Consider the following 25,795-nt stretch of genomic DNA (forward strand, 5'->3'; position numbering starts at 1 on the left):
CCTGGATTACTATGGACGACATATTATGTCGCCCGTATGTCGTATTATGATCTATCGAAGTCTGATACGGTTGACAAGGCCCGAGCGGGAGACTTGAGTGCAAAGGGATTGGGGAACGGAAAAATGACGATACTCAGCCGTGGCCGGCAAAGACTGGCGCAACAGGTCATCGATCAGCTGCGGGCGCAGATCGAGACGGGCATGCTGCGGGTCGGCGACCAGCTGCCGACCGAGCCCCAGCTCGAAGCGACCTTCGGGGTCAGCCGCACCGTGGTGCGCGAAGCGATTGCCGACCTCAGGTCGGCGGGCTTCGTCAAGCCGATCCAGGGCAAAGGCGTGTTTGTCGCGGACCCGAAGGCAAATTCTGTCCTGTCATTGACGCCGGTTGAGATCAAAAGCATTCCGGAAACCCTTGAATTGCTGGAGTTTCGCATGGCGGCCGAGGGTGAAGCAGCGGCGATTGCCGCCTATCGCCGCACCGCCGAGCAGGAGGCGGCGATCCGTGAGGCCAACCGCCGCATGGCGAACCTGATCGAGACCGGGCAGCAGACGGTGGAGGCGGATTACGCCTTCCACATGGCGATCGCCGCCGCCACCAACAACCGATTCTATGTCGATGTTCTGCGCCAATTCGGCCCCAAGGCCATCCCCCGCGGCCAGTTTCCGACACTGCCAGAGGCCAATGACCGCGACTATCTGCAGAAGGTCTATGCCGAGCATGTCGAGATCCTCTCGGCCATCGCCGATCAGGATCCCGATCGCGCCCGCCAGGCCATGCGCGCGCATATGATGGCCAGCCAACGTCGTTATCGGATGCTTTCCGAGCAGCAATAGGGCTCGACTCTCTTCAAAATTCATATTATGTCATATGACATTGTGTAATTTCGAAAGAGACTCAAATGTATCTGGGAACACAGGTCGCCGCGCGGGATGACGACGATTATCGCATCTTCGCGCAACTGGGTGTGAAGCATATCAACGCCGATCCTCCGGGAGAACCGAGCAGCTGGACGCTTTCAGACCTCGAGCGCCATCGCGACAAGGTCGAAAGCTTCGGCCTGATCCTCGACATGATCCAGCTGCCGCTGCCCTCGCAGCCGATCGAGAAGGCGTCCTATCCCGATATCCTGCTCGCCGGCCCGGAGCGCGACAGGCAGATCGACGCCGTCTGCAAGCTGATCGAGAATACCGCAGCGGCCGGCATTCCGGCGGTGAAATACAATCTCAACCTGATCGGCATTCCCCGCACACCCGATGAGCCCGGACGCGGCGGCTCGATGAATGCCAGCTTCCGCTGGGACAAGACCGATCAGCAGGCCGCACCCGGTCTTGCCGGCGTTCTCTCCGAAGACGAAAACTGGGAACGGATTGACTATTTCCTCGAACGCGTCGTGCCGGTCGCCGCAAGCAACCGCGTCAGGCTCGCCTGCCATCCGCATGATCCCTATACGCCGCCCGGCTTTCGCGGCGTCACGCGGGTGCTCGGCACGGTCGAAGGCCTGAAGAAGTTCGTGCTGATGCGGGAAAATCCCTATCACGGCCTCAATTTCTGCCAGGGCTCGATCGGGGAGATGCTGGAAAATCCCGGTAAGGAGATCGACGACGTCATTCGCTGGTTCGGTGAGCGCAACAAGATCTTCAATGTCCATTTCCGCAATATCCGCGGCGGCAAACTCTCCTTCATGGAGACCTTCCCCGACGAGGGCGACATGGACATGGTCCGCTCGGCCCGGATCTACAAGGAAGTGGGCTTTAAATACATGCTGATGCCCGACCATGTGCCGACCGTCAGCGGTAAGGACCCTTCCGCCACAGCATTCGCCTATTGCTACGGCTATATCGCAGCCCTTCTGCAGACGCTCGAAAGCGCCTGAGACGGCCAATATCAACAGGTAAGGAACAGGACTTTCATGATGAACCCGATTGAATTGAAGAAGGCCGTCGGTAGTGGTCTCCTCTCGTTTCCGGTGACGCATTTCGACGATCAGCTGACATTCGACGAGGCGAAATACCGTCGTCATGTCGAATGGCTTTCGGGTTTTGACGCGGCTGCGCTGTTTGCCGCCGGCGGCACGGGAGAGTTCTTCTCCCTCAATCCGGCCGAAATCCCGCAGGTCGTCCGCGCCGCCAAGGCCTCGGCCGGCAAGACGCCGATCATCTCGGGCACCGGCTACGGCACGTCGCTCGCCATCGAGATCGCAAAGGCGGCCGAGAAGGCAGGCGCGGACGGGCTGCTGCTGCTGCCGCCCTATCTGATGTTTGCCGAGCAGGCCGGCCTGATCGCGCACGTGAAGGCGGTCTGCCAATCGGTCGGCATCGGCGTCATCGTCTATAACCGCGACAACGCCGTCCTGACCGCCGACAGCATCGCGCGGCTTGCGGAGGAATGCCCTAACCTGATCGGTTTCAAGGACGGTGTCGGCGATGTCGACAAGGTGATCGAGATCACCACGCTGCTCGGCGACCGGCTGGTCTATGTCGGCGGCATGCCGACCCACGAGGTCTATGCGCAAGCCTATTTCGCCGCCGGCGTAACGACCTATTCCTCGGCCGTCTTCAACTTCGTCCCGGCGCTGGCCCAGCGCTTTTACGGCGCCTTGCGGACCGGCGATCAGGCGACCGTCGACGAAATCCTGAAGAGCTTCTTCTTCCCCTTCGTCGCCTTGCGCAACCGCAAGAAGGGTTATGCCGTCTCGATCATCAAGGCCGGTCTGCGCGTGCTGGGGCAGAACCCAGGCCCGGTGCGGCCGCCGCTGACGGATCTCAACCAGGAAGAACTGGCGCTCTTGGACAAGATCGTCCAGGCCAACGGCGTCTCGCGGATCGCGGCGGAGTAGTCGAGGGTTACCTCCATCAACGATCAAAACCGCCGGGCTTGCTCGGCGGTTTTGTCGTTGTTAGCCATCCGTCAATTTACGCCCACAGCATGTCGCGCATAAACGCCCGCAGCAATTTCAAAGCGCCACCCCACTGCCGCGGTCGAAGACATGCACCTGGTCGCTGGCGATGCTTGCCTCGAAGACTGCGCCGTAGCGGGCGGGGTATTCGCCGTCGACGATGGCGGTCACCTGCTGTCCGGCGAGATCGAAGACCACATGGGTCTGGGCGCCTGTCGGTTCCACCAGCATGGTGCGGCCGGCAAGCGGCGTCTCGCCCGATATGCCGGGAATGAGATGTTCGGGGCGCAGGCCGATGGTGACGGCCTGGCCGGGCCTGACCCTGCGATCGGGCGCGATGCGGATCGCCGTGCCGTCGTCGAGGCGGGCGGCGGGCGCGCCGTTTTCGCCCTCCACTGTGCCTTCCAGCATGTTCATCGCCGGCGAGCCGATGAAGGCGGCGACGAAGAGATTGGCCGGTTTCCGGTAGAGTTCGAGCGGCGTGCCCTGCTGCTCCACCCTGCCCTGATTGAGCACGACGATGCGGTCGGCCAGCGTCATCGCTTCGATCTGGTCGTGGGTGACATAAATCGACGTCGTCTTCACCTTCTGGTGCAGCGTCTTGATCTCCGAGCGCATCTGCACGCGCAGCTTCGCATCGAGATTGGAGAGCGGCTCGTCGAACAGGAAGACGGCCGGATTGCGCACGACGGCACGGCCCATGGCGACGCGCTGTCGCTGGCCGCCGGAAAGCTGGGCCGGCTTGCGATCGAGCAGTTCGGCGAGATCGAGCATGCGGGCGGCCTCGGCCACGCGGGCCTCGATCTGCGGTTTGGCGACGCCGGCGAGCTTCAGATTGAAACCCATGTTCTCGGCGACAGTCATATGCGGATAGAGCGCATAGGACTGGAAGACCATGGCGATGTTGCGCTCGCGCGGCGTCATGGCGTTGACGATATTGCCGCCGATAGCAATCTCGCCGTCGGTGATCTCCTCGAGGCCGGCGATCATCCGCAGCAGCGTCGACTTTCCGCAGCCGGACGGGCCGACAAGGGCGACGAATTCGCCATCGTGAATATCAAGCGAGATGCCATGGATGACGTCGACGGCGCCATAGGCCTTAGTTACATCGTGCAGTGAAACGGATGCCATGCTTGCAACTCCAAGGGTTCGGCTCAGGACTTCACGGCGCCGGCGGTCAGGCCGGCGATGATGTGCCGCTGGGCGACGAAAAAGACGATGATGGTGGGCAGGATGGTCAGCGTGATGAAGGCCAGCACCAGCTGCCATTCGGTGCCGTATTCGCCGCGATAGACCATGATGCCGAGCGGCCAGGGATATTTCGATTCCGAGTTCAGCATGATCAGCGGCAGGATGTAGCTGTTCCAGCTGCCGACAAAGGAGATGATGCTGACGGTGGCGACGATCGGCCGGGAAAGCGGCAGCGAGATATGCCAGAAGAACCTGAGATAACCGCAGCCATCGACGAAGGCCGCCTGGAACAATTCTTCCGGGAGGTTGCGGAAATAATTGCGAAACAACAGGATGCTCATGCCGAGGCCGAAGGCCACCTGCGGCAGCACCACGCCCCAATAGGTGTTCAACAGCCCGAGATCGCGGATACGGATGAAGAGCGGCAGGATCGCGGTCGCCGCCGGAAACATCAGGCCGAGCAGGAAATAGTTGAGCAGGAAGGACGAGCCGAAGAAGCGGACATGGGCAAAGGCGAAGGCGGCCATCGACGAGACGATCAGCGTCAGCAGCACGGTGAGTGCGGCAATGATCAACGAATTGCCGATCTGCAGCCAGTAGCGCTCGCCGAAGAGAATGTCGGTATAATTCGTCCATTGCCATTCCGTCGGCATGCCGAAGGGATTGGTGCGCAGGTCGCCCAGCGTCTTGAAGCCGCCGAGCGCCGTCGTCAGCAGCGGGACCAGCACGATCGCGGCAATCAGGCTCAGCGACACGTAGAGATAGATGCGTGTCGACGCACTCATGCGGATGGAAGAGCTTATATCAGTCATGGCGCATGAAGATCCTTTTGTAACCGAAGGCGAGCGTCACGCAGATGATGAACAGCACGACGCCGACGGCGCTGCCGAGGCCGACCTGCATGCGCATGACGCCATAGGTGTAGAGGAAGGTGACCATCGTCTGCGTCGAGTTGGACGGCCCGCCGCCGGTGAGCGGCATGATCATGTCGAAGAGCTGCAGCGAGCCGACGACGGCAAAGAAGATGGAGAGACGCAAAGTGGAGCCGAGCAGCGGCAGGGTGACATAGCGGAATTTCTGCCAGCCGGTGGCGCCGTCGATTTCGGCCGCTTCGAGCACGCTCTTGTCGACCGATTGCAGGCCGGCGATGAACAGCATCATGTGAAAGCCGAAATATTTCCAGACGATGACGCCGAGCACGGCGTAGATCGCCACGTCCTTATCGGCGAGCACGTAAGGATTGGCAAAGCCGAAGAAATTGGAAACGGCGGCAAACAGGCCGTAATCGCCATCATAGACGAAGCGCCAGATGAGGCCGGCGGCAACGTCTGCCAGCACATAGGGCAGGAAGAAGATCAGCCGGTAGCCGACGACGCCGGGAATGCGGTGGGCGAGCATCGTCGCAAGCCAGATGGCGAGCGGCACCTGGATGCAGATCGAGATGACGATGATCAGGCAGTTATTGATCAGCGCCTGGGTGAAAGCGGCATTGCGGAACAGCACCTGGAAATTGCGCAGGCCGATGAAATCGGTTGGCGTGCCATAGCCGTTCCACTTGTAGAGGCTGTACCAGGCCGCCTCGCCCATCGGCATGATGACGAAGAGCGTGAAGAGCAGCAGCGCCGGCGGCAGAAAGATGAGCAGCACCGTCAGCCGGTCATGGGCGACCGAGCTTTTCCGGTTTGCCGCCCGTCTTGCCGGCCTTGCGGCCGATGTCATCGAGGGTACTGAAATATTGGCCATGGGTCCTGCTTTCGTTCGTCGGCAGCAATGCCGGCGCTCCGTTTGATCGGGAGCGCCGGGAAGGCTCTGCGGGCGCTGGTTATTGTTCCAGCTCGAAAGCGTCCTGGATCATCTGGGCGCCGTCCTTGGAATTCATCTGGCCGGAGACGATTTCCACCGAGACGTCGTTGACGACACGGCCGACGGCAGCGCCGAGATCCTGGTCGAAGAAGTTCTGATGCCAGGTCGAACCGGCAAGCTGTTTGGCCGATTCGGCCAGCAGCGGATTGACGACGCCGTCATCGGCGCCGACGGCAACGGGAAGCAACATGCCTGATTTGGCCATCGCCCGCTCGTTTTCCGCATTGGTGAGGAAAGCGAGGAAATCGAGCGCTTCCTTGGAGGCCTTCTTGGTGACGGCCCAGCCGTTCAGGCCGCCGAGCGTATCGGTCGGCTTGCCGGCGCCGCCTTCGACTGTCGGGAAGACGAAACGGCCGATATTGTCTGAGGAAAGCCCCTTGCCGTCGCCGGCATTCTTGCGCTGGTTGGCCTCTGTCGCTTCAAAGCCGAGGATCATCGCCGCCTTGCCGTCGCCGAAAACGCCGAGCGTCTGCGGCCAGGTGGCACCGAGATAGCCGGGCTGGAACGGCTCGAGCTTGCCGAGTTCGGCGAGGTCGTCGCCGGCCTTGATGATAGTGGGATCGAGGAAACCTTCGCCTTCGCCGTTCTTTGCCGCTTCGAAGACCTTCTGGCCGCCCTCGCGCATGACGAGATAGCTCCAGTAGAAATGGATCGGCCATTTCTCACCGCCGCCGCCGGCGATCGGCACGATGCCGGCCGCCTTGATCTTCTTCACCGTGGCGAGAAAATCGCTCCAGGTCTTGATGTCTTCGGCTTTGACGCCGGCCTTGGCAAACAGCGCCTTGTTGTAGAAGAAGCTGACGAGACCGACCTTATAGGGAATGGCCCAGGTCTTGCCTTCGAAGGTCAGGCCATCGACCGAAGCCGGAGTATAGGCGCTGCGCAGCTTGCCGCCATCGGCATCAAGCGCTGCCGTCACATCCTGGAGCGCGCCGGTCTCGGACTGCTGCTTCAACACGCCGCCGCCCCAGCTGAAAAAGAAATCCGGCACGTCGTCGGACTGCAGCAATGTCGGAAGCTTGGCCTTGAAGGCCTCGTTTTCGAGGAACTGCATCTGGATGTCGACGTCGGGATGCTGGGCTTCGTATTTCTTGACGATGTCTTCCCAGGCCGCGACGTTTTTCGGGTCGAGCTCGAGATGCAGCCATTTCACCACCGTCGTCGCCGAGGCGGCACCCGCTCCCGCCAACACCAGGCCGGCTGCCGCAGCCATGGACACAATGCGCCTGCCGCCGAAAGCGGCGTTCTTCAGCATAAAATTCATTGATTTTCCTCCCAGGGGTCTATCCTCACAATTTTTCCCCTATGCGGATTAATTCAACGGAGCTTTGCCCGGATGTCAACCCAATCGTTGCTATTTTTACCAAATGCGCTTGACAGGCCCACGGGATTGCCTGCTATTTATTTCGTAACCCGTTAAAAATATTGGGTTCCGCCCAACAAACGATGCCGGCTAGTTTTTTATGAAGACCGCAGATCCAGAATTGATGCGCGCGATCAATCGCTTGAACGTGCTCGATACCATCCGGCGCCATGGTCCGATCTCGCGCATCGAGATCAGCGAACGCACCGAGCTTTCGACCACCACCGTTTCCGCCATCACCGCCTCGCTGCTCGACGACGGGCTGATCCTGCCGCGTCATGAAGGCGATATTCGCAATGAAGCGGTGCGCGGCAGGCCGCGCGTGGCGCTGGAGCTCAACCCGGACGCCGCCCGCGTCGTCGGCGGCAAGATAGCCGCCAATAGGATGGTCTTCGTCGTCACCAATTTTCGTGGTGACGTGCTGTCGAAACTCTCCCTGCCGATCCGCATCGACCGGCAGCCGATCGGCGTCATCGCCGATCTCGTCGAGGACGGTGTGCGGCGCTGCGTCGTCGATGCCGGGCTGTCGCTCGAGGATGTCGACAGCGTTTGCCTCGGCTTTCCCGGTGTGATCGAGCACCGCACCGGCTACATAAGAAGCAGCCCGATCTTTCGCGACACCAATGTCGATTTCGCCGCCGAAATGTCGACGCGGCTATCGACGCCGACCATCGTCGAGAGCGACGCGCATGCCATCACGCTTGGCCATCACTGGTTCGGGAAGGCGCGCGATCTCGAGGATATGGTATTGATTTCGCTGGAACAAACGCTGGGGCTCGGCGTGCTGCACGGCAACAGCCTGTTTCGCGGCGCCGGCGGTCTCAGCCACAATCTCGGCGACCTGGTGCTCGGTATGGGCGCGAACGGCGTCATCCGGCTTTTCAGCCAGGCCGGCGAAAGCGCCATCCTCGGCGAACAGCCGACCGACGGGCGTTTTGCCGAAGCGATCCGGCTCGGCCGCGGCATGACCCACGCCCAGGCGCTGATCAAGGCGGATGACGACCGGCTGATAAGCGCCGCCATCCGCGCCGGCGAAGCCGTGGGATTGACCATCGCCAATATCGTCACGCTGTTTGCGCCGCCCCGCGTCATTCTTGTGGGGTCGAGCCTGGCGCTCGGCGAACCCTTTCTGAACAGCCTGCGCGATGCCTATGCGCTCGCCATTCCGCCCTCGCTGAAGGGGGTGAGCGAACTCGTCTTCGACGATTCGAGCGATGATTTCTGGGCGCAGGGCGCGGCTGCCGTGGCGCTATACGAGCTTTACGAATCGCCCTGGAGCACCACCGGGCCGGCGCTCTGACGGGCGCACAATCACGATCAGATGGAGGAATTCATGGAGAGAGTCGGTATCGGCATCATCGGATGCGGCAATATTTCGGGCGCCTATCTCACGGCGATGGCATCCTTTCCCATTCTCGACATTCGCGGCGTCGCCGATCTCAATCGGGAGCTGGCCGAGGCGAAGGCTAAGGAATTCAACGTTCCCGCCCGATCGATCGAAGAGCTTTTCGCCGATCCGAAGGTCGAGATCATCGTCAATCTGACGATCCCGAAAGCCCATGTGGCGGTTGCGCTGCAGGCGCTCGAGGCCGGCAAACATACCTATTCGGAAAAGCCCCTCGGGATTAATTTCGCGGAAGGGAAAAAATTGGCCGACGCCGCCAAGGCGAGGAATCTGCGCATCGGCGCGGCGCCCGACACCTTCCTCGGCGGCGGCCACCAGACGGCCCGCGCGCTGATCGACCAGGGTGTCATCGGCCAGCCGGTCGGCGGCTCGGCGAGCTTCATGTGCCCCGGCCATGAACGCTGGCATCCGAATCCGGCTTTCTTCTACGAGGTCGGCGGCGGGCCGATGCTCGACATGGGTCCCTATTACATCACCGATCTCGTCAATCTTCTCGGGCCGGTTGCCGAGGTTGCGGGCTTTGCGACGACGCCGCGGACCGAACGGCTGATTACCAGCGAGCCGCGCAATGGCGAGCGGATCCCCGTCCATGTCCCCACCCATGTCGCCGGCATGATGCGTTTTGAGAACGGCGCCGTCGTCCAGATCGCCATGAGCTTCGATGTCGCCGGCCACAAGCATGTGCCGCTCGAAGTCTACGGCACCGAGGGCACGTTGATCGTGCCCGATCCCAACAAGTTCGCCGGCCCGGTGGAATATCTGAAGAAGGGCGGTCAGTTCGAGGACCAGCCGCTCACCGCACCCTATGCCGACGGCAACTATCGCTCGCTCGGCGTCGCCGACATGGCGCATGCGATCCGCTCCAACCGGCCGCATCGCGCCAACGGCGATCTGGCGCTGCATGTGCTCGAAGTCATGGAGGCGTTCCACACCGCGGCTGCCACCGGCCGGACAGTGGCAATCACCACGGCGGTGGAGCGCCCTGCCCCCTTGTCCCAATCGATCGTCGACGGACGGCTGGCGAAATAAATTCAGGAGGAAAGACTATGCGTGAAGCACTGATCGTCTGGGGTGGCTGGAGCGGGCATGAGCCGCAGGAATGCGCCGAAATCATCAAGACCATGCTCGAGGAGGACGGTTTCAAGGTCTATCTCGAACACGGCACCGAGGCGCTTGCCGACCCTTCCGTTCATGATCTCAGCCTGGTCGTACCGATCATGACGATGTCGAAGATCGAGAAGGAGGAGGTCAAGAACCTCGCCGCCGCGATCGAAAGCGGCGTCGGCATTGCCGGTTATCACGGCGGCGCGGGCGATGCCTTCCGCGACTCCGTCGACTACCAGTTCATCATCGGCGGCCAGTGGGTGGCGCACCCCGGCAACATCATCGACTATACCGTCAACATCACCCGGCCGGACGATCCGCTGATGGAGGGGATCGCCGATTTCCCCTATACGTCGGAGCAATATTACATGCATGTCGACCCCTCGAACGAGGTTCTGGCGACGACGAAGTTCACCGGCGAGCACGCCTACTGGATCGACGGCGTCGTCATGCCTGTCGTCTGGAAGCGCAAATACGGCAAGGGCCGCGTCTTCTATTCTTCGCTCGGCCACCAGGCCAAGGAATTCGACGTGCCTGAGATGAAGACGATTTTCCGCCGCGGCGCCAATTGGGCGGCGCGGTAAGGCGAAGTTCGCGCGGATGGCTGCCCCTCATCCGGCTGCCGCCACCTTTGTAACTTCCTTTTACCCGCTATTGGCGTAGTACTGCCTATTGCGGTGGCGGATGGAAGACCGTTGCACCTTTGGGACACCAAGCCCGTGGGAGAGCTTGGGTCTCCGTCCGCCGTTCCATTGAACCCGAACAGTCGCCGGGGCCGCTTGCGAAAGCAAAGCCCGCTTAGGCAAGGATGGGATCAGATGGATATGAATGAGAGTGTGGTTGTCGGTATCGATGTTTCCAAGGACCGATTGGACGTGGCGCTGCTCCCTTCAGGCGAGCACTTCGCGGTCAGCAACGACCAGGCCGGCATTGAGGAATTAATCACCAGGCTGGGAGCCTCCAGGCCGACGATCGTCGGCCTGGAGGCGACCGGCGGCTACGAGATGTTGGCGGTAGGTAGCCTGTCGGCCGCTGGCTTTGGAGTGGTTGTTGTCAATCCGGCGCAGGTGCGCGCCTTTGCCAACGCGCTCGGCCGCAGGGCCAAGACCGATCCGATCGATGCGGCCGTCATCGCTGCCTTCCTCCTGGCGACGAAGCCGGCGATCCGGCCGTTGCGCGATGCCGAGACGCAGGCCCTGTCCGAGCTCATTGCCCGCCGGCGGCAGATCGTGCAGATGGTCGTTGCCGAAGAGAACCGGTTGCGCATGGCGCTGGCCAAACAGGCGCAGAAGAGCATCAAGCGCCTGCTGACGGCCTTGCGCCGCGAGCTCGAAAACCTCGATGCCGACCTCGACAGCCATATCCGCAAATCGCCGGTCTGGCGGGTGCGCGAGACGCTGTTGACCTCGGTGCCGGGTGTCGGGCCGACAACGGCGCGGACGCTGCTGGCCGAGCTGCCCGAACTCGGCAGCCTCGACCGCCGCCAGATCGCCTCACTGGCAGGGCTTGCTCCCTGGACGCGGCAATCGGGGAAGTGGAAGGGCAAGAGCTTCATCGGCGGCGGGCGCGGCAAAGTGCGGGCCGTGCTGTTCATGGCCGCCCTGGTCGCCAGCCGCTACAACCCCGAACTCAAGGCCTTCCGCGACCGCCTGGTCGCAGCCGGAAAGCCCAAGATCGTCGCAACCGTCGCAACCATGCGCAAGCTGCTCACCATCCTCAATGCCATCATCAGGGACGGACGACCATGGCAAAACGCTTGACAAAGAAGACAGTCGCTCTCCCCGCTTGCGGGGAGAAGGGAATATGCGGCGACCTCTCCGTTCCCCGCTAGCTCTCGCAGGGCACGTCCCCTCTCCTCGTTTTTAAGGGGGTCCGAAGGACGGGTCGAGACGAGTGGCTCGACCCCTGCTGGTTAGGGTGAGGGGCAGGCCGCGATCTCAGCGCAGAATCAACGCCGTCCCATAAAGCCCCAACGCAAACACCGTATGCGCCAGCAGATTGAAGCAGCGGACCTTGTTCGGGGTCGGATGTTTGGAAGCGGCCCAGCCGATTCCGAGGCCGGGTTGCAGCAGGAACCATCCTGCCCCGACGGTGAGAATGCCGAAGATCCAGGCGGGGAGGAATGTTGGGGCGGCAAGCCAACCCTGCCCCATGATCAGCGCGAAGATCACGCCATAGAGAATGCCGACGGCATAGTGGCTGATCCAGCCGAGCGCCAGTTCATGCGCATAGGGCTCGGCATCGGCGATGCTGTCGTGAAAGATCTTGCCGCGGCGAAGGTGCCAGAACCAGCGGCCGACCGGGGCCCAGTTGGGCGCCGTCTGGCCGAAAAACTTGGTGAGCACGATCGCCCAGAGGTCCATGAGGATGGTTGCGCCGGCGCCGATCGTCAGGCCGCGCCACAGAATATCGAACATTGGGAATCACCGGAGAGCGTTGAATTGCAGAGGCGCCAGCAAACCACTGCGGACGCGTCGGCGCAATGGCTTCAGTGAATTCCTAGCCGCATCCAGCTCATGCAATGCTGGCCCCCTGCCCTCTGCACGGCCGCCATCGCTGCATCATCCGCAAAAAGGCATCGGTGCGGGCGCAAATTGATGCTTTTCGCGTGCAGCGATATTTCCTACTCACTGTCGAAACGGCAATGAGAGGTGTGGCGATGGCAATGCCATTTTACTGGAACGAACTGAACAGCTCCGATTTCGCCGGACTTTCACCCGATACGACCATTGCCATCCTGCCGATCGCCTCGACCGAACAGCACGGCCCGCACCTGCCGATCGCGACCGATGTGGCGATCGCCAACGGCATGCTCGCCGAACTGCGACAGCAGAAGCCCGACGACCTCGATTTCCTGGTCCTGCCGACGCAGGAGATCGGCAAGGCGAACGAACATATCTATGGGCCGGGAACGCTGTCGCTCGGCGCGGAGCTGCTCATTCCCGTCTGGACGGCGATCGGCGCCAAGGTTGCCGAAGCCGGCCTCCGCAAGATGGTCATCGTCAATTCGCATGGCGGCAATGTCGACATCATGAGCATCGTCGCGCGCGAGTTGCGCGTCCGCTATCAGATGGCTGTCGTCTCGACGCAATGGGGCCGCTTCGGGCATCCCGAAGGCATGATCAGCGAAGACGAGTTGAAATACGGCATCCATGGCGGCGAGGTCGAAACCTCGCTGATGCTCCATTTCCGCCCCGATCTGGTGCGGATGGACAAGGCGCAGAATTTCACCTCCAAGGCCGAATGGATGCGCGGACAATCGCGATATATCCAGCCGCTGCCGCCGCATTCGCTTGCTTGGATCGCCCACGACCTCAATCCGGCTGGCGTCGTCGGTGACGCCTCGCGCGGAACGGCGGCGAAAGGTGAAGCGATCTGCCGCCATCAGGTCAGCGGCTTCATCGAGTTGCTGTCCGATCTGAAGCGCTATCCGCTTTCCAACCTCTATTCACGATAGCGCCGGCGAAAGCACCTGGAGCATGATGCCGAAAAGTGTGAGCGGTTTTCGGAAAACATCCTGTTCTAAGGGGCAACAGGCTTTTCCATCGCGATATGGCCTTTGGCCTGCAGTTCCTGCACGAGGCCAGCAAGTTCGGCGAGCAGATATTCGACGAACAGGCTGGTGGCGGAATCGAGCGGCGCACGGGCGCGGGCAAAAAGCTTCATCGGCTGGTGGCGCGCATGCGGCTCGGCGATCGGCCGGAAGACCAATTCGCCCTGCCGGCACTCAGTGATGACGTCGAGCGGGTTGAGGATCGTCAGCCCCGCCCCCGACTTGACCAGCTTCTTCAACATCTCCGAGGCATTGGTTTCAAGCACCGGCTCGACATGCACGTCGAGCCGCGCCAGGGCCAGATTGATCACGTCACGCAGGCTGGTGCCCTGCTGGGCCAGCACCAGGCGTTCCTGGACGATGTCGGCAAGGTTGATCGGACCCGGCCCGATCAGATGATGGCCGGGCGGCAGGACGACGCCGATCGGGATGTCGAAACTGCCGAGCGCGCGGATACCGGGTGTGGCCGGAATATTGAAGCCGAGGCCGATATCCACTTCTCCCGAAAGTACCGGATTGACGGTCATCGTGCCGGCATCGTTGCGCAGTTGCATGAAGACCCGCGGATGCTCCGACTGGAAGCGGGAAACGATGTCAGGCAGCGGCCCGGCGGCAAGCCCAACCGTGGTGACGATACGGACCTTGCCGGCCTGCTGCATCTTCAGGCTGCGGATGCGGCCCTCCAGCCGCTCGTAGTTCTTTAGCACCTCGCGAATATGTTCGATGCAGAGCTCGCCGGCCGCCGTCAGGCGCAGGCCGCGCGGCAGGCGTTCGAAAAGCGGCGCCCCCATCTCCGCCTCCAGCGCCAATATCTGCCGGTTGATCGCAGACGAGGCGACGTTCAAGCGCGCTGCCGCCTTACGGATCGAACCCGAGCGGGCGATCTCGTTGATATAGAGAAGCTTTCTGGAGTGCAGCATCGCAACCTCGTTGCATAAAATTGAAGCAGACAGCGCAAATTTGGAACAGGCCGTTGCTGAGATGCCAAAAAGGCATCATTGCGCACGAAATTTGATGCTTTTCAAACAGCAAAGCAATCGCTCCAATGAAGAAAATCCGACGTCATCACCGGCGTTGCGAACTCAAAAGAGGAACGCTGATCATGCCCAATGCACTGAAGAATACGGTCTTTTCCGCGTTCATGGGCCTTGGTGGCGCGCTCGCCGCTGCCGTTACGGCGCATGCGGCCGACAAGGTGAGCTACGGAACGAACTGGCTGGCACAGGCCGAGCACGGCGGCTTTTACCAGGCGGTCGCCGACGGCACCTATGCGAAACACGGCCTCGACGTCACGATCGTGCAGGGCGGCCCGAACGCGGCCAACAGCGCGCTGCTGATCTCCGGCAAGATCGATTTCTACATGGGTGGGCCGCAGGGCGAGGTATCGGCTGTCGAACAGGGCATTCCGCTGGTCGATGTCGCGGCGATCTTCCAGAAGGATCCGCAAGTCCTGATCGCCCATCCGGATGCGGGTATCGATAAATTCGAGGATCTCGCCAAGCTCAAGACCTTGTTTCTCAGCAAGGACGGTTACCTCACCTATTTCGAATGGATGAAGGCGAACTTCAAGGGCTTCAAGGACGAGCAGTACAAGCCCTACAATTTCAGCGCCGCGCCGTTCCTTGCCGACAAGCAATCCGCCCAGCAGGGTTACCTCACCTCCGAGCCCTACGAGATCCAGAAGCAGGCCGGCTTCGAACCGAAGGTCTTCCTGCTCGCCGATAACGGCTATTCGCCCTATTCGACGATGATCACCACCACGCAGACGATGGTCGACAGCAAGCCGGATGTCGTCCAACGCTTCGTCGATGCCTCGATCGAAGGCTGGTACAACTATCTCTACGGCGACAACAGCAAGGCGAACGAGCTGATCAAGAAGGACAATCCTGAAATGACGGATGGCCAGATCGCCTACTCCATCGCCAAGATGAAGGAATACGGCATCATCGAATCCGGCGACAGCCTGGACAAGGGCATCGGCTGCATCACCGACGCGCATTACAAGGCGTTTTTCGACGAGATGGTAGCGATCAAGGTGTTCAAGCCGGAGACCGACTACACCAAGGCCTTCACGACGAAATTCGTCTGCAAGAACATCGGAATGGCGATGAAGAAATAGCTCCTGCGACGTCGGCCGATGGTCCGCCTGAAGTGGCGGACCACATCCTCCTCGCATGAATGAGACAGGCAATGCCGTTAGCAAAGGCCCAGGCCTTATCCCCACAAGAGAAGCGCAAGCGGCCGCTGGTCGTGATGCAGTCGGTCTCGAAGGTCTTTTCCAGCGGCACCGTCGCCCTTTCCGACATGTCGCTCACCGTCGAAAGCGGCGAGTTCGTCAGCCTGCTCGGCCCTTCCGGCTGCGGCAAGTCGACGGCGCTGCGCATCATCGCCGGTCTTGGCGACGTGACCTCGGGGGCGATCGACTGGCCGAGTTCGCGGATCAATGCCAGGGGCCTGCCGGAGGGCGATATCGGCTTCGTCTTCCAGGAGCCGACGCTGATGCCATGGAAGAACGTGTTCGACAATGTCCACCTGCCGCTGAGGTTGAGGCGTGTTTCGAAAGCGGCAGCGCATGCAGAGATCATGCAGGTGCTGACCACCGTCGGCCTGCAGGATTTCGCCAAGGCCTATCCACGCGAACTTTCCGGCGGCATGAAGATGCGCGTCTCGATCGCCCGCGCGCTGGTGACCAAACCGAAGCTGCTTTTGATGGACGAGCCCTTCGCCGCACTTGACGAAATCACCCGCCAACGGCTGAACGACGACGTGCTGCGGCTCTGGCAGACGACAGGCATCACCGTCATCTTCGTCACCCATTCGGTCTATGAATCCGCCTATCTGTCGAACCGGATCGTCGTGATGAAGGCAAGGCCCGGCCGTGTGCATGCAGATGTTCCGCTGACCACCAGCCTGGAACGCGACGAGCATTACCGTACCTCGGAGGAATACCGGAGGGCGTGTGAGACGGTCTCCCATTCGCTGATCGGGGCGATCAACGCAGCGGGAGAGCATTGATGCGTGACCAAATGGATACCTCGCCGCAGCCCCTTCACCTTTCGGCAAATATCAATCCCAGCGCCGCAGGTGCAAGGCGCCGCGATCTCGCGCTGCGCATCGCCATCCCCTTCCTCGTTATCGGCCTGCTGATCCTGATCTGGTACGCCTATGTCAAGCTCTCAGGCGTGCCGCCCTATATCCTGCCGGGTCCAGCCGCCGTCGCAAACGCTTTCGTGACGGACTGGGGTACGCTTGCCCCGGCCCTCTGGGTCACCACCAAGATCACCTTGCTGTCGCTGATGCTGGCCCTTGTCGGCGGCGTCGGCTTTGCGATCTTCCTGGTGCAGTCGCGCTGGATCGAGCTTGCCTTCTATCCGCTTGCCGTCATCCTGCAGGTGACACCTGTGGTGGCGATCTCGCCGCTGATCCTGATCTATGCGCCGTCGACCCAGGTGGCGCTGCTGATCTGTGCCTTCCTCGTCGCCTTCTTCCCGATCCTTTCGAATATGGTCCAGGGACTGAAGAGCGTCGACCACAATCTGATCAACCTCTTCGAGCTTTACGGCGCCTCGCGCTGGCAGACGCTGCTCTTTCTCAAGCTGCCCGCCGCCCAACCCTATTTCATGACCGGCCTCAGGATCGGCGGCGGCCTGGCGCTGATTGCCGCCGTCGTCGCAGAATTTGCGGCCGGCTCGGCGGGCGCCGGCTCCGGCCTCGCCTTCCGGCTGCTCGAAGCACAGTACCGGCTCAACATTCCGCGTCTCTTCGCCGCGCTGCTGATGCTTTCCCTGCTTGGCGTCGCAATCTTCGCCGTCACCTCGTTCATTTCCTGGCTCGCCCTGCACCGTTGGCATGAGAGCAGCCTGAAACGGGAAAACTGATGACCCATTCCTTCCTTTCGCCGCCCAATGCCGGCCGCTTCGTGCTGAGCAATGCAACGCTGCCTGCCGTCGCTGTCGAGGGATTTGACGCGCCGGCCACCGAGGGGCTGGTCAAGACGGATATCGTCATCGCCGATGGCGTGATCTCCACGCTGCTGCCGGCGGGTGCCGCGCCGGTGGAATTGCCAAGATCCGATCTGAAGGATGGCATGGTCTGGCCCTGCTTCACCGATATGCACACCCATCTCGACAAGGGGCATATCTGGCCTCGCAACGCCAATCCCGACGGCACCTTCATCGGCGCCCTGGACGCAGTGCGGGCCGACCGGGAGGCGTACTGGTCGGCGGCGGATGTCAGCAAGCGCATGGAATTCTCGCTGCGCTCGGCCTATGCGCACGGGACCAGCCTGATCCGCACGCATCTCGATTCGCTGGCGCCGCAGCACCGTATTTCCTTCGAGGTTTTTGCCGAGATGCGCGAGGCCTGGAAAGACCGGATCGCGCTGCAGGCGGTGGCGCTCTTCCCGCTGGAAAATATGGTGGACGCGACCTATTTCGCCGACCTGGTCGCCGTCGTCCGCGAAAAAGGCGGGCTGATCGGCGGCGTCACCCGGATGACCGCCGATCTCGACAGCCAGCTCGATGTACTTTTCAGGGCCGCCGCCGATAACGGCCTCGACGTCGATCTTCATGTCGACGAGAGCGACGATCCCGCCGCCGAGACGCTGAAGGCGATCGCGCAAGCCGTGCTGCGCAACCGGTTCGACGGCAAGGTGACGGCAGGCCATTGCTGCTCGCTCGCCAGGCAGGACGAGGAGACGGCAAAACGCGCGGTCGAGCTCGTCGCGAAAGCTGGCATCTCCATCGTCTCGCTGCCGATGTGCAACCTCTATCTACAGGACCGCTATCCCGGCCGAACGCCTCGCTGGCGCGGCGTCACCCTGTTCAAGGAACTGGCGGCGGCCGGCGTTGCGACGGCAGTTTCCTCCGACAACACGCGTGATCCCTTTTATGCCTATGGCGATCTCGACCCGGTCGAGGTGTTGCGCGAGGCGGTGCGCATTCTGCATCTCGATCACCCGCTGGATACGGCCGCGCGCGTCGTCACCACCTCGCCTGCGGATATTCTCGGCCGGCCCGACAAGGGGCGCATCGCCGTCGGCGCCCTGGCCGACCTCGTGCTCTTCAGCGCCCGGCGCTGGAGCGAATTTCTTTCCCGTCCGCAGTCTGACCGCGTCGTGCTTCGCCGCGGCAAGGTGATCGACCGCAGCCTGCCGGACTATCGTGAACTCGACAGCGTCGTTGGAGCATGACATGCCGGATTATCAGACGATCAAAACGCAACTCGAAGGCATTGCCGTCGAGGACAATCCGGCGCTGGTGCGCCAGAAGAGCCGCGATTTTTACTGGTATTCGCCGATCCTGAAGGCGCAGCTCGACAATGTCACGGCCGATCTCGTCGTCACCCCGAAAAACGAAGACGAGGTCATCCGGACCCTGAAGGTCGCCTTCGCGCACGGCGTGCCGGTGACGCCGCGCGGCGCCGGCACCGGCAATTACGGCCAAGCCATGCCGCTTTCCGGCGGCATCGTGCTCAACCTTGCCGCCATGGACAAGATCAAGGAAATCCATCCCGGCCGGGTGATCTGCGAACCGGGCATCGTCATTGCCCAGCTCGACAAGCAGACCAAGGCGCATTCCGGCCAGGAACTACGCTTCCACCCGTCGACGGCGCAGACGGCAACGGTCGGCGGCTTTATCGCCGGCGGCTCCGGCGGCGTCGGCTCGATCACCTGGGGCGGTCTGCGCGATCTCGGCAATATTCTGCGTCTGCGCGTCGTCACCATGGAGGCAGAGCCGCGCGTGCTCGACCTCACCGGCTGGGACCTGCAGAAGGTCAGCCATGCCTACGGTACCAACGGCATCATCACCGAAATCGAAATGCCGCTCGCCCCTGCCTATGATTGGGTCGACGTGCTTGTCGGCTATGACGACTTCATGGCATCGGTGCGCTTCGCGGATGCGCTGGCCAAATGCAACGGCATCCTCGTCAAGGAAATCGCTCCGATCGCGGCACCGATCCCGCACGATTATTTCACCCGCCACAGGCCCTATATCCGCAAGGGCCAGTCGGTGGTGGTGCTGATGATCGCGCCGCATTCGATGGATGCCTTCCTCGCCTTTTCAGCCGCCCACAAGGGCGAGATGATCTTCCGCTCCGACACGGTCGAAAGCATGAAAGGTATTCCGCATGCCTATGAGCTTGCCTGGAACCACACGACGCTGCGTGCGCTGAAGGTCGATCCCGGCTTCACCTATCTGCAGGTTCAGTATCCGGGCCCGGATCACGTCGCCAAGGTCGCCAAGATGGTCGAGATCTTCGGCGACGAAGTGCCTGGACATCTCGAATTCATCAGATTCGACGGGCAGATCCAATGCTCCGGCCTGCCGCTGGTGCGCTATACCACGGAGGAGCGCCTCGAAGAGATCATCAAGATCCACCAGGATCACGGCTGCCCGATCTTCAATCCGCATCGCTATACGCTTGAAGAAGGTGGCATGAAGCGCACCGACAAGGTACAGCTCGCCTTCAAGCAGGAAACCGACCCGAGGGGGCTGTTGAACCCCGGCAAGATGATCGCCTGGGAAAATCCCGATTTCGATTTCAACGCCGGCAAGAATTATCTCTTCCCGGGGCTCGCGAGCGTCATGGAGGCCTGATGAGAGTTCTCGTGCTTCATTCGCATCCGGTCGAGGAAAGCTACGGCAAAGCGCTCTACAAACAGACGCTGGAAAGCCTGCGAGAGGCCGGTCACGCGGTGGATGCGTGCGATCTCTATGCCGAGAATTTCGATCCGGTGCTCTCCCGACACGACCGGCTCGCCTATCACGATTATCCCGGCAATACCGCGCTGGTGAAACCCTATGTCGAGCGGCTGAAGCAGGCCGAAGCGCTGGTGCTGGTGACGCCGATCTGGAATTTCGGTTTCCCGGCGATCCTGAAGGGCTATTTTGACCGCGTCTGGCTTCCCGGCGTCTCCTTCGAACTGGTCGACGGCAAGGTGGAATCGCGCCTGCGCCACATCAGGAAACTCGCGGCCGTGCTGACATATGGCGCCACGCCGTTTCGCGCCTTCGTCGCCGGCAACCCGCCGGAGAAGATCGTCAAGCGTGTGCTGAGGGCGCAGATCAATCCGCTGCGGCCGGTCACCTTTCTTGCCCATTACGACATGAACAACTGCACGCCGGAAAGCCGGGCCAGGTTTTTGGCGAAGGTGAAGACGGCGATGGAGCGGTTTTGAGAGCCCGCATCTTCCTCGTTGCTACCCTAGGAAAGGCCTATGAAGACGATTTTCAATCCCCCGTCCGTCCGCCGCCCGTTCGGAAATTACAATCACGGGCTGCTGGTGCCGGCGGGCGCCTCGCTGCTCGTGACCTCGGGGCAGCTCGGCATCGGTCTCGACGAGAAAGTGCCGGAGGATACCGGCGCTCAGGCAGAACTTTGCTTCGAGGCCATCAAGGCAATTCTCGCAGAGGCGGAAATGAGTTTTGCCGACGTCATCCGCATCTCAGGGTTTGTGACGAAGCGCGAGGATTTCCCTGCCTATATGGCCATGCGAGATCGCTATACGCTCGATCCGAAGCCGGCCTCGACGCTGATCATCGTCAGCGGCTTCACCCGCCCCGAATTCCTTGTGGAAGTCGAAGTCACGGCCGCCAAACTGTTTTGTTGAAGCGAGCCTGGGGAAGCGCCCTCGTCAGCAGCCCTGTCCCTTGGATTCTCCCACGCCGCCGCCGGTATCACCGCCGATATCCTCTGCAAACTTGCGTATCAGCCGTACCAGCTCATTGAAGTCGTGTTCGTCCCAGCGCTCAAAGATGGCGCGGCCGATCCTTTCGCGCACCACGATCTTTCGCGCTCGTCATGCGTCTATCAGCAGCGCGCCTGCGCTATACGTTTTGCAGCTGAATGCTGCCAGTCGCAAATGCGTCAATTTCACTTCATTGCGTCCGCCGAGATGATGAAATGGCGGCCGAAGCCGCCATGCCCTACGCGTTTGTTATGCGGCATCAGGCCGGTTAATCGTCAGGAAGTGACGGACAACTGGTTTGTCGGGACCGATATGGTAGCCGAGCACTTTGCTTTGCAGGTCGGCGTCAGCGTTGGAAACCCTCTTATGCTGGCGAAGATGTTCGGCCCAGGATTCCACCATGAACCATTCGACGATCTTTTCTGGGTCGGCCGAATCCTCCGTGATACCCCATCCATAGGCACCATCGCGGCGACGCTCCTTGGAGAGATGATCGATGGCGTGCAGGAATGCGCTGCGGTGCTCCTTTTCGACCTTGTATTCGATCAAGATCAGAACCGGGCCTCGATCGTGGGCAACAGGTTCAGCCACCAGCGGCTCGGGCCAATGGTTTGAGGGCACCATGTCGGCATCACCGGTCGGAAGCTTCAGGCGGTGCATGATGAAACCGGCAACGAGCAGTCCGACGGCTCCGATAAGCAAGGTAGCTTGGATGCCGACAGCCTCGCCGACCGCACCCCAGCCTAGGCTTCCGGCTGTCATCGCACCGTTGAAGACAGTCAGATAGACGGCAAGGCCACGACCGCGCACCCAGTTGGGAAGCACTGCCTGCGCTGCGCCGTTGAGCGTTGTGAGCGCGGTGATCCATGCGCCACCGAGGAAAAGAAGAACAATGATGGCGACAATCTTCGGCGGGGCAAGCGACAGGACACCCATGACGACTGCAGTGACGAGTGCTGCGCCGAGAAGCAAACCATCAGAACTCAGGCGTTGGCGCAGCTTGGGCATGACCAAGGCACCGCCGATCGCGCCTGTGCCGACGGCACCAAGCAGGATACCGTAGAAGCTGGCGCCACCGTCGAGCAGTTGCCGGGCAACGAGGGGAAGAAGAGCCCAAACAGCACTGGCGAAGGCGAAAAAGATTGCGGCGCGCAGCAGAACCACATGGAGCGTGGTGCTTGAGCGGGTGTAGCGAAGTCCGGCCCGAAACGCACCGAAGAAGTTCTCCTGAAGCACGTCGTCGGCATTCTTTGCTCTTGGCCACCAGACCAGAGCCGCGATCACGGCGAAGTAGCTGGCAACGTCCGCCCCATAAGTGATCCCGGCTCCAAAGGCTGCTAGAAGCAGGCCACCAGCAGCTGGCCCGATAGAGCGGGCGATATTGATGCCGAGCGAATTGAGAGCGACCGCGCTCTTCACATCCTCGCGTTTCACCAGTTCCGGCACGATCGCCTGCCAGGTCGGTCCCATCAGAGCGGCACCGATGCCGCCAAGGAAGGTCAGACCGATCAGCGCGCTGACCGACAACATCCCCGTCTGCGACAGAACCATCAGCGAAATGCTGACTGATGCCAGCAAAAGCTGGACGGCGATCAGGAATTTGCGGCGATCGAGAATGTCCGTGAGAACGCCTGCCGGAATGGCAAGCAGGAAAATCGGCAGGGTTCCGGCCGCCTGAACCATGGCAACTGCGGCAGGCGATGCAGAAAGATCCGTCATCAGCCAGGAACTGGCGACGTCGCGCATGAAGCTGCCGGTGTTGCCGAGAACCGTAGCGATCCAGAGAACCGCAAAGACGGGCTGCGCAAGAGGAGCGAAAGTGCCCCCGGACGTTTTAGCGGCACTCATTTGTCTCCTCCATTGGTGAGATCAAATGCTGCAACGAAGACGAATGCGCCTGCGAGGCCAAGGTGTTCGAAGAAGGCGTTGGTCGCCATCATGCGATCCATCCCCGGAGCCATTTCCCAGAAGCGGAGAGCGATGAAGGTTGCCAGAAGCGTGAAACCGGCCAGAGCGAATGCACCCGCCCAACGCATGAAGCCGGAAATCACCATGGCTGAAGCCGTCAGTTCAAAGGCAATGACGACAACGGCGAAGAACGCAGCCGGATGAAGACCGAAATGATCCATCTCGACCAGCGCACCATTGAAATCGAAGATCTTGGTGATCGGCCCCTGGATGTAGGCGGCGCAGAGCCCAATCAGCGAAACGGTTCGCATATGAGGAGAACTGACGATGCGCACCAGATTGCTCCGGATCGGATTCGACGTATGGGATTGGTAGGTCATATCTGCTCCTGCATGTTCGCCGCGAGAGCGGCTGCGTTGGTGAAGCGAGAATGGCTGACGACTGCATTAACAACAATTGCAGCAATCATTTTGACTTAATTGCGGTTTTTGCAATTCTCGACAAAGGCGCTCGGGCGACGACGTGTCGCCTGAGCGCAAAGCTGAGTTATACCGCCCAGCAGGAGCACCCGAGAGCGCCGAAGAATCCCTTTAGGTCGGCGATCGGAAGTTTGGATGTCCAGGCTCCGGCATGGTCATGGCCATGCACGCCGCAGTCACTGGCACATCCGCATGTGGAAATCACCGTACGGCGCAAAGAGCGCGAGCCTGCGCCTTCCGGTTCGCCCCAGGCCGCGTATCCGCCGAATCTGCGGACGGGAGACCAGTCGGGCATCGCCGGCGGCACGTCGTTCTCGTCGAGCGTCTTGAAGTCGCCTGCCCCATAGACAATCTTGCCGCCGACCATGGTCAGTTCCGAAGTGAGGAAGGAGATCTCGTCTTCCGCGCAGGAGAAGAAGTCCTTGTCCGGCACCACCAGATCGGCGAACTGGCCCTTCTCGATACGGCCCTTCTTGCCCTCCTCATTGGAGAACCATGTGACCTTCTCGGTCCACATGCGCAACGCCGTCTCGCGATCGAGGCAGTTGGCGCGCGGATAGAGCTGCATGCCGCCGACCGTCTTGCCGGTGACCATCCAGGAGAGCGAAACCCAAGGGTTGTAAGAGGCAACGCGGGTGGCGTCGGTGCCTGCCGAGACATTCACGCCCTTTTCGAGCATGCGGCGGATCGGCGGCGTCGCCTCGGCTACACCGTGACCGTAGCGTTCGACGAAGTATTCCCCCTGATAGGCCATGCGATGCTGGGTGGCGATGCCGCCGCCAAGCGCCGCGATCCGGTCGATCGAACGTTCGGAGATCGTTTCGGCGTGATCGAAGAACCAGTTCAGACCTTCTAGCGGGATATCCTTGTCGACCTTCTCAAACACGTCGAGGGCTCGGGAAATCGTTTCGTCATAGGTGGCGTGCAGACGCCAGGGCCAGCGGTTTTCAGCCAGAACACGGACGACCTCCTCCAGCTCGCCTTCCATTTCCGGAGCCATCTCCGGACGAGGCTGGCGGAAATCCTCGAAATCTGCGGCGGAGAAGACAAGCATCTCGCCGGCACCGTTGTGGCGGAAGTAGTCGTTGCCCTGCTTGTATTTGACCGACTGCGTCCACTTCAGGAAGTCCTGTTTCTCTTCCTTGGGCTTCTGGGTAAAGAGATTGTAGGCAAGGCGAACGGTCATCTGGTTCGCATCGGAGAGCTTCTGGATGACTTCGTAGTCATCAGGATAGTTCTGGAAGCCGCCGCCGGCATCGATGACGCCCGTCACGCCCAGGCGGTTGAGCTCGCGCATGAAGTGGCGGGTCGAGTTGACCTGGTAGTCCAAAGGAAGTTTCGGTCCCTTGGCGAGTGTCGAGTACAGAACCCCTGCATTCGGCTTGGCCAGCAGCATGCCTGTGGGATTGCCATTGGCGTCGCGGGTGATCTCTCCGCCGGGCGGGTTTGGCGTGTCACGGGTGTATCCGACTGCACGCAAAGCCGCCCCGTTGAGCAGTGCGCGATCGTAGAGGTGCAGAAGGAACACCGGCGTGTCGGGCGCGACAGCATTGATTTCCTCAATCGTCGGGAGGCGCTTTTCCGCAAACTGATGTTCGCTGAACCCGCCGACGACGCGCACCCACTGCGGCGCGGGCGTGACCGCCACCTGGCGCTTCAGCATGTCCATCGCATCGGCGAGCGACCGGACGCCGTCCCAACGCAGCTCCATGTTGTAGTTCAGGCCGCCGCGGACCACGTGGGTGTGGTTGTCGATGAGCCCGGGCAAGACCCGCTTACCCTTGAGGTCGACGAGCCTGGTGCTGGACCCAGCCAGCGCCATGATCTCGCTGTCGGATCCGACTTCGACAAAGAGACCGTCCTTAACGGCGATAGCCGTTGCATTCGGATTGGACCGGTCAAGCGTGGTGACGCGGCCGTTGTGAAGGATCAGGTCGGGATGCATGGTGTCTACTCCGGTCTGGTTGGGATCGGCGGCCTTCGCCGGGGAAAAGAGGTTCGAGAACGCCAGGCTCGATGCTGCTCCCAGAAAAGATCGACGCGTCGTCATCAGCTATGATCCTCCATCCTCGCCTCCGCCTGATGAACACCGACAATGCTGTCGCCGCCCTTCGGCAAATGACCGAACATGTGCGGCTTGATTTGATGGATCCACGAGACCGCGGCCGGCTCCCTATTCATAAGTGTCTTGGCGAACGGTATCAGTTGTTCGCCGACCAGAATGCCGAGGAGGCCGACGAGTGCGATGACCGGTGGGGCGGGCGAACGCACGTTAAGCAGGCTGTAGACGATGCCAACAAGCAGACCCGCGCCAAGCGACAGAAGGTAGATTTTCATGGAAT

25 protein-coding genes and 1 pseudogene are annotated in these 25,795 nt (G+C 61.3%); 15 read left to right on the forward strand and 11 right to left on the reverse strand.

Annotation, left to right across the window (positions count from 1 at the left end):
- The first annotated feature begins 123 nt into the window (after positions 1–123).
- The 3 genes from FHX14_RS08575 (at position 124) to kdgD (ending at position 2,837) form a co-directional block, all read left to right on the forward strand.
- Positions 124–834 carry a FadR/GntR family transcriptional regulator gene (locus tag FHX14_RS08575; protein ID WP_012557625.1) on the forward strand — a complete coding sequence of 237 codons (711 nt, stop codon included), beginning with the start codon at positions 124–126 and terminating at the stop codon, positions 832–834.
- Between the two features lie 65 nt (positions 835–899).
- Positions 900–1,874 (forward strand): mannonate dehydratase, encoded by a 975-nt coding sequence (locus FHX14_RS08580; protein WP_003573246.1) that lies wholly within the window; start codon positions 900–902, stop codon positions 1,872–1,874.
- 36 nt (positions 1,875–1,910) lie between these two features.
- Positions 1,911–2,837 carry a 5-dehydro-4-deoxyglucarate dehydratase gene (gene kdgD / locus FHX14_RS08585; protein ID WP_184376868.1) on the forward strand — a complete coding sequence of 309 codons (927 nt, stop codon included), beginning with the start codon at positions 1,911–1,913 and terminating at the stop codon, positions 2,835–2,837.
- Positions 2,838–2,954: 117 nt separating this feature from the next.
- Here the strand turns inward: kdgD and ugpC are convergent, their stop codons facing one another.
- The 4 genes from ugpC to FHX14_RS08605 all read right to left on the reverse strand — a co-directional run bounded on the left by ugpC (position 2,955) and on the right by FHX14_RS08605 (position 7,215).
- The gene (ugpC, locus tag FHX14_RS08590) at positions 2,955–4,028 is read right to left on the reverse strand and encodes a sn-glycerol-3-phosphate ABC transporter ATP-binding protein UgpC (protein ID WP_184376869.1); all 1,074 of its coding nucleotides are present in this window, start codon (positions 4,026–4,028) and stop codon (positions 2,955–2,957) included.
- A 23-nt stretch (positions 4,029–4,051) separates the two neighbouring features.
- Positions 4,052–4,900 carry a carbohydrate ABC transporter permease gene (locus tag FHX14_RS08595; protein WP_184376870.1) on the reverse strand — a complete coding sequence of 283 codons (849 nt, stop codon included), beginning with the start codon at positions 4,898–4,900 and terminating at the stop codon, positions 4,052–4,054.
- Positions 4,893–5,831 (reverse strand): sugar ABC transporter permease, encoded by a 939-nt coding sequence (locus FHX14_RS08600; protein WP_184376871.1) that lies wholly within the window; start codon positions 5,829–5,831, stop codon positions 4,893–4,895. The genes FHX14_RS08595 and FHX14_RS08600 overlap by 8 nt, the downstream gene beginning before the upstream one ends.
- Positions 5,832–5,910: 79 nt before the next feature.
- A complete protein-coding gene (locus tag FHX14_RS08605) occupies positions 5,911–7,215 on the reverse strand; it encodes an extracellular solute-binding protein (protein WP_184376872.1) in 1,305 nt (434 codons plus the stop codon).
- 199 nt (positions 7,216–7,414) lie between these two features.
- On the opposite strand from FHX14_RS08605, the gene FHX14_RS08610 reads away from it, so the two are divergent.
- From FHX14_RS08610 to FHX14_RS08625, 4 genes are all read left to right on the forward strand, one after another.
- Positions 7,415–8,614: an ROK family transcriptional regulator gene (locus FHX14_RS08610; RefSeq protein WP_184376873.1), complete on the forward strand. Its 1,200-nt coding sequence runs from the start codon at positions 7,415–7,417 to the stop codon at positions 8,612–8,614.
- A gap of 33 nt (positions 8,615–8,647) precedes the next feature.
- Positions 8,648–9,748 carry a Gfo/Idh/MocA family oxidoreductase gene (locus FHX14_RS08615; RefSeq protein WP_184376874.1) on the forward strand — a complete coding sequence of 367 codons (1,101 nt, stop codon included), beginning with the start codon at positions 8,648–8,650 and terminating at the stop codon, positions 9,746–9,748.
- Between the two features lie 17 nt (positions 9,749–9,765).
- Entirely contained in the window at positions 9,766–10,407 is a 642-nt protein-coding gene (locus FHX14_RS08620) for a ThuA domain-containing protein (RefSeq protein WP_183692918.1), read from the forward strand.
- A gap of 240 nt (positions 10,408–10,647) precedes the next feature.
- Entirely contained in the window at positions 10,648–11,583 is a 936-nt protein-coding gene (locus FHX14_RS08625) for an IS110 family transposase (RefSeq protein WP_184377019.1), read from the forward strand.
- Positions 11,584–11,760: 177 nt separating this feature from the next.
- On the opposite strand, the gene FHX14_RS08630 is transcribed toward FHX14_RS08625, so the two are convergent.
- The gene (locus FHX14_RS08630; RefSeq protein ID WP_184376875.1) at positions 11,761–12,240 is read right to left on the reverse strand and encodes a DUF2938 domain-containing protein; all 480 of its coding nucleotides are present in this window, start codon (positions 12,238–12,240) and stop codon (positions 11,761–11,763) included.
- 242 nt (positions 12,241–12,482) lie between these two features.
- Between FHX14_RS08630 and FHX14_RS08635 the strand changes: the two genes are divergently transcribed.
- Positions 12,483–13,280 (forward strand): creatininase family protein, encoded by a 798-nt coding sequence (locus FHX14_RS08635; RefSeq protein WP_003586555.1) that lies wholly within the window; start codon positions 12,483–12,485, stop codon positions 13,278–13,280.
- 65 nt (positions 13,281–13,345) lie between these two features.
- Here the strand turns inward: FHX14_RS08635 and FHX14_RS08640 are convergent, their stop codons facing one another.
- Positions 13,346–14,296 carry a LysR family transcriptional regulator gene (locus tag FHX14_RS08640; protein WP_003586557.1) on the reverse strand — a complete coding sequence of 317 codons (951 nt, stop codon included), beginning with the start codon at positions 14,294–14,296 and terminating at the stop codon, positions 13,346–13,348.
- A 221-nt stretch (positions 14,297–14,517) separates the two neighbouring features.
- Here FHX14_RS08640 and FHX14_RS08645 point away from each other — a divergent pair, with 221 nt between their 5' ends.
- From FHX14_RS08645 to FHX14_RS08675, 7 genes are all read left to right on the forward strand, one after another.
- Entirely contained in the window at positions 14,518–15,495 is a 978-nt protein-coding gene (locus FHX14_RS08645; protein WP_245279822.1) for an ABC transporter substrate-binding protein, read from the forward strand.
- A gap of 71 nt (positions 15,496–15,566) precedes the next feature.
- On the forward strand, positions 15,567–16,391 hold the full coding sequence (locus FHX14_RS08650; RefSeq protein ID WP_184376877.1) for an ABC transporter ATP-binding protein: 825 nt from the start codon (positions 15,567–15,569) through the stop codon (positions 16,389–16,391).
- A gap of 11 nt (positions 16,392–16,402) precedes the next feature.
- The gene (locus tag FHX14_RS08655; protein WP_184377020.1) at positions 16,403–17,254 is read left to right on the forward strand and encodes an ABC transporter permease; all 852 of its coding nucleotides are present in this window, start codon (positions 16,403–16,405) and stop codon (positions 17,252–17,254) included.
- Positions 17,254–18,567: a cytosine deaminase gene (locus tag FHX14_RS08660; RefSeq protein ID WP_184376878.1), complete on the forward strand. Its 1,314-nt coding sequence runs from the start codon at positions 17,254–17,256 to the stop codon at positions 18,565–18,567. The genes FHX14_RS08655 and FHX14_RS08660 overlap by 1 nt, the downstream gene beginning before the upstream one ends.
- A 1-nt stretch (position 18,568) precedes the next feature.
- Entirely contained in the window at positions 18,569–19,975 is a 1,407-nt protein-coding gene (locus tag FHX14_RS08665) for an FAD-binding oxidoreductase (RefSeq protein ID WP_184376879.1), read from the forward strand.
- Entirely contained in the window at positions 19,975–20,556 is a 582-nt protein-coding gene (locus FHX14_RS08670) for an NAD(P)H-dependent oxidoreductase (RefSeq protein ID WP_003586564.1), read from the forward strand. The genes FHX14_RS08665 and FHX14_RS08670 overlap by 1 nt, the downstream gene beginning before the upstream one ends.
- A 39-nt stretch (positions 20,557–20,595) precedes the next feature.
- Positions 20,596–20,988 carry a RidA family protein gene (locus FHX14_RS08675; protein ID WP_012557610.1) on the forward strand — a complete coding sequence of 131 codons (393 nt, stop codon included), beginning with the start codon at positions 20,596–20,598 and terminating at the stop codon, positions 20,986–20,988.
- A gap of 24 nt (positions 20,989–21,012) precedes the next feature.
- Here FHX14_RS08675 and FHX14_RS08680 read toward each other — a convergent pair.
- The 5 genes and pseudogenes from FHX14_RS08680 to FHX14_RS08700 all read right to left on the reverse strand — a co-directional run.
- Positions 21,013–21,162, reverse strand: a pseudogene (locus FHX14_RS08680) (MarR family transcriptional regulator); the annotation flags it as partial.
- Between the two features lie 153 nt (positions 21,163–21,315).
- Positions 21,316–22,914, reverse strand: a complete 1,599-nt coding sequence (locus tag FHX14_RS08685; protein WP_012557609.1) for an MFS transporter — start codon at positions 22,912–22,914, stop codon at positions 21,316–21,318.
- Entirely contained in the window at positions 22,911–23,354 is a 444-nt protein-coding gene (locus FHX14_RS08690; RefSeq protein WP_012557608.1) for a DoxX family protein, read from the reverse strand. The genes FHX14_RS08685 and FHX14_RS08690 overlap by 4 nt, the downstream gene beginning before the upstream one ends.
- A 166-nt stretch (positions 23,355–23,520) precedes the next feature.
- Positions 23,521–25,503, reverse strand: a complete 1,983-nt coding sequence (locus FHX14_RS08695) for an amidohydrolase (RefSeq protein ID WP_184376880.1) — start codon at positions 25,501–25,503, stop codon at positions 23,521–23,523.
- The gene (locus FHX14_RS08700; protein ID WP_003586569.1) at positions 25,503–25,790 is read right to left on the reverse strand and encodes a XapX domain-containing protein; all 288 of its coding nucleotides are present in this window, start codon (positions 25,788–25,790) and stop codon (positions 25,503–25,505) included. The genes FHX14_RS08695 and FHX14_RS08700 overlap by 1 nt, the downstream gene beginning before the upstream one ends.
- Positions 25,791–25,795 lie beyond the last annotated feature (5 nt).

This window comes from Rhizobium sp. BK619, from assembly GCF_014195245.1.
GTDB lineage: Bacteria > Pseudomonadota > Alphaproteobacteria > Rhizobiales > Rhizobiaceae > Rhizobium > Rhizobium acidisoli.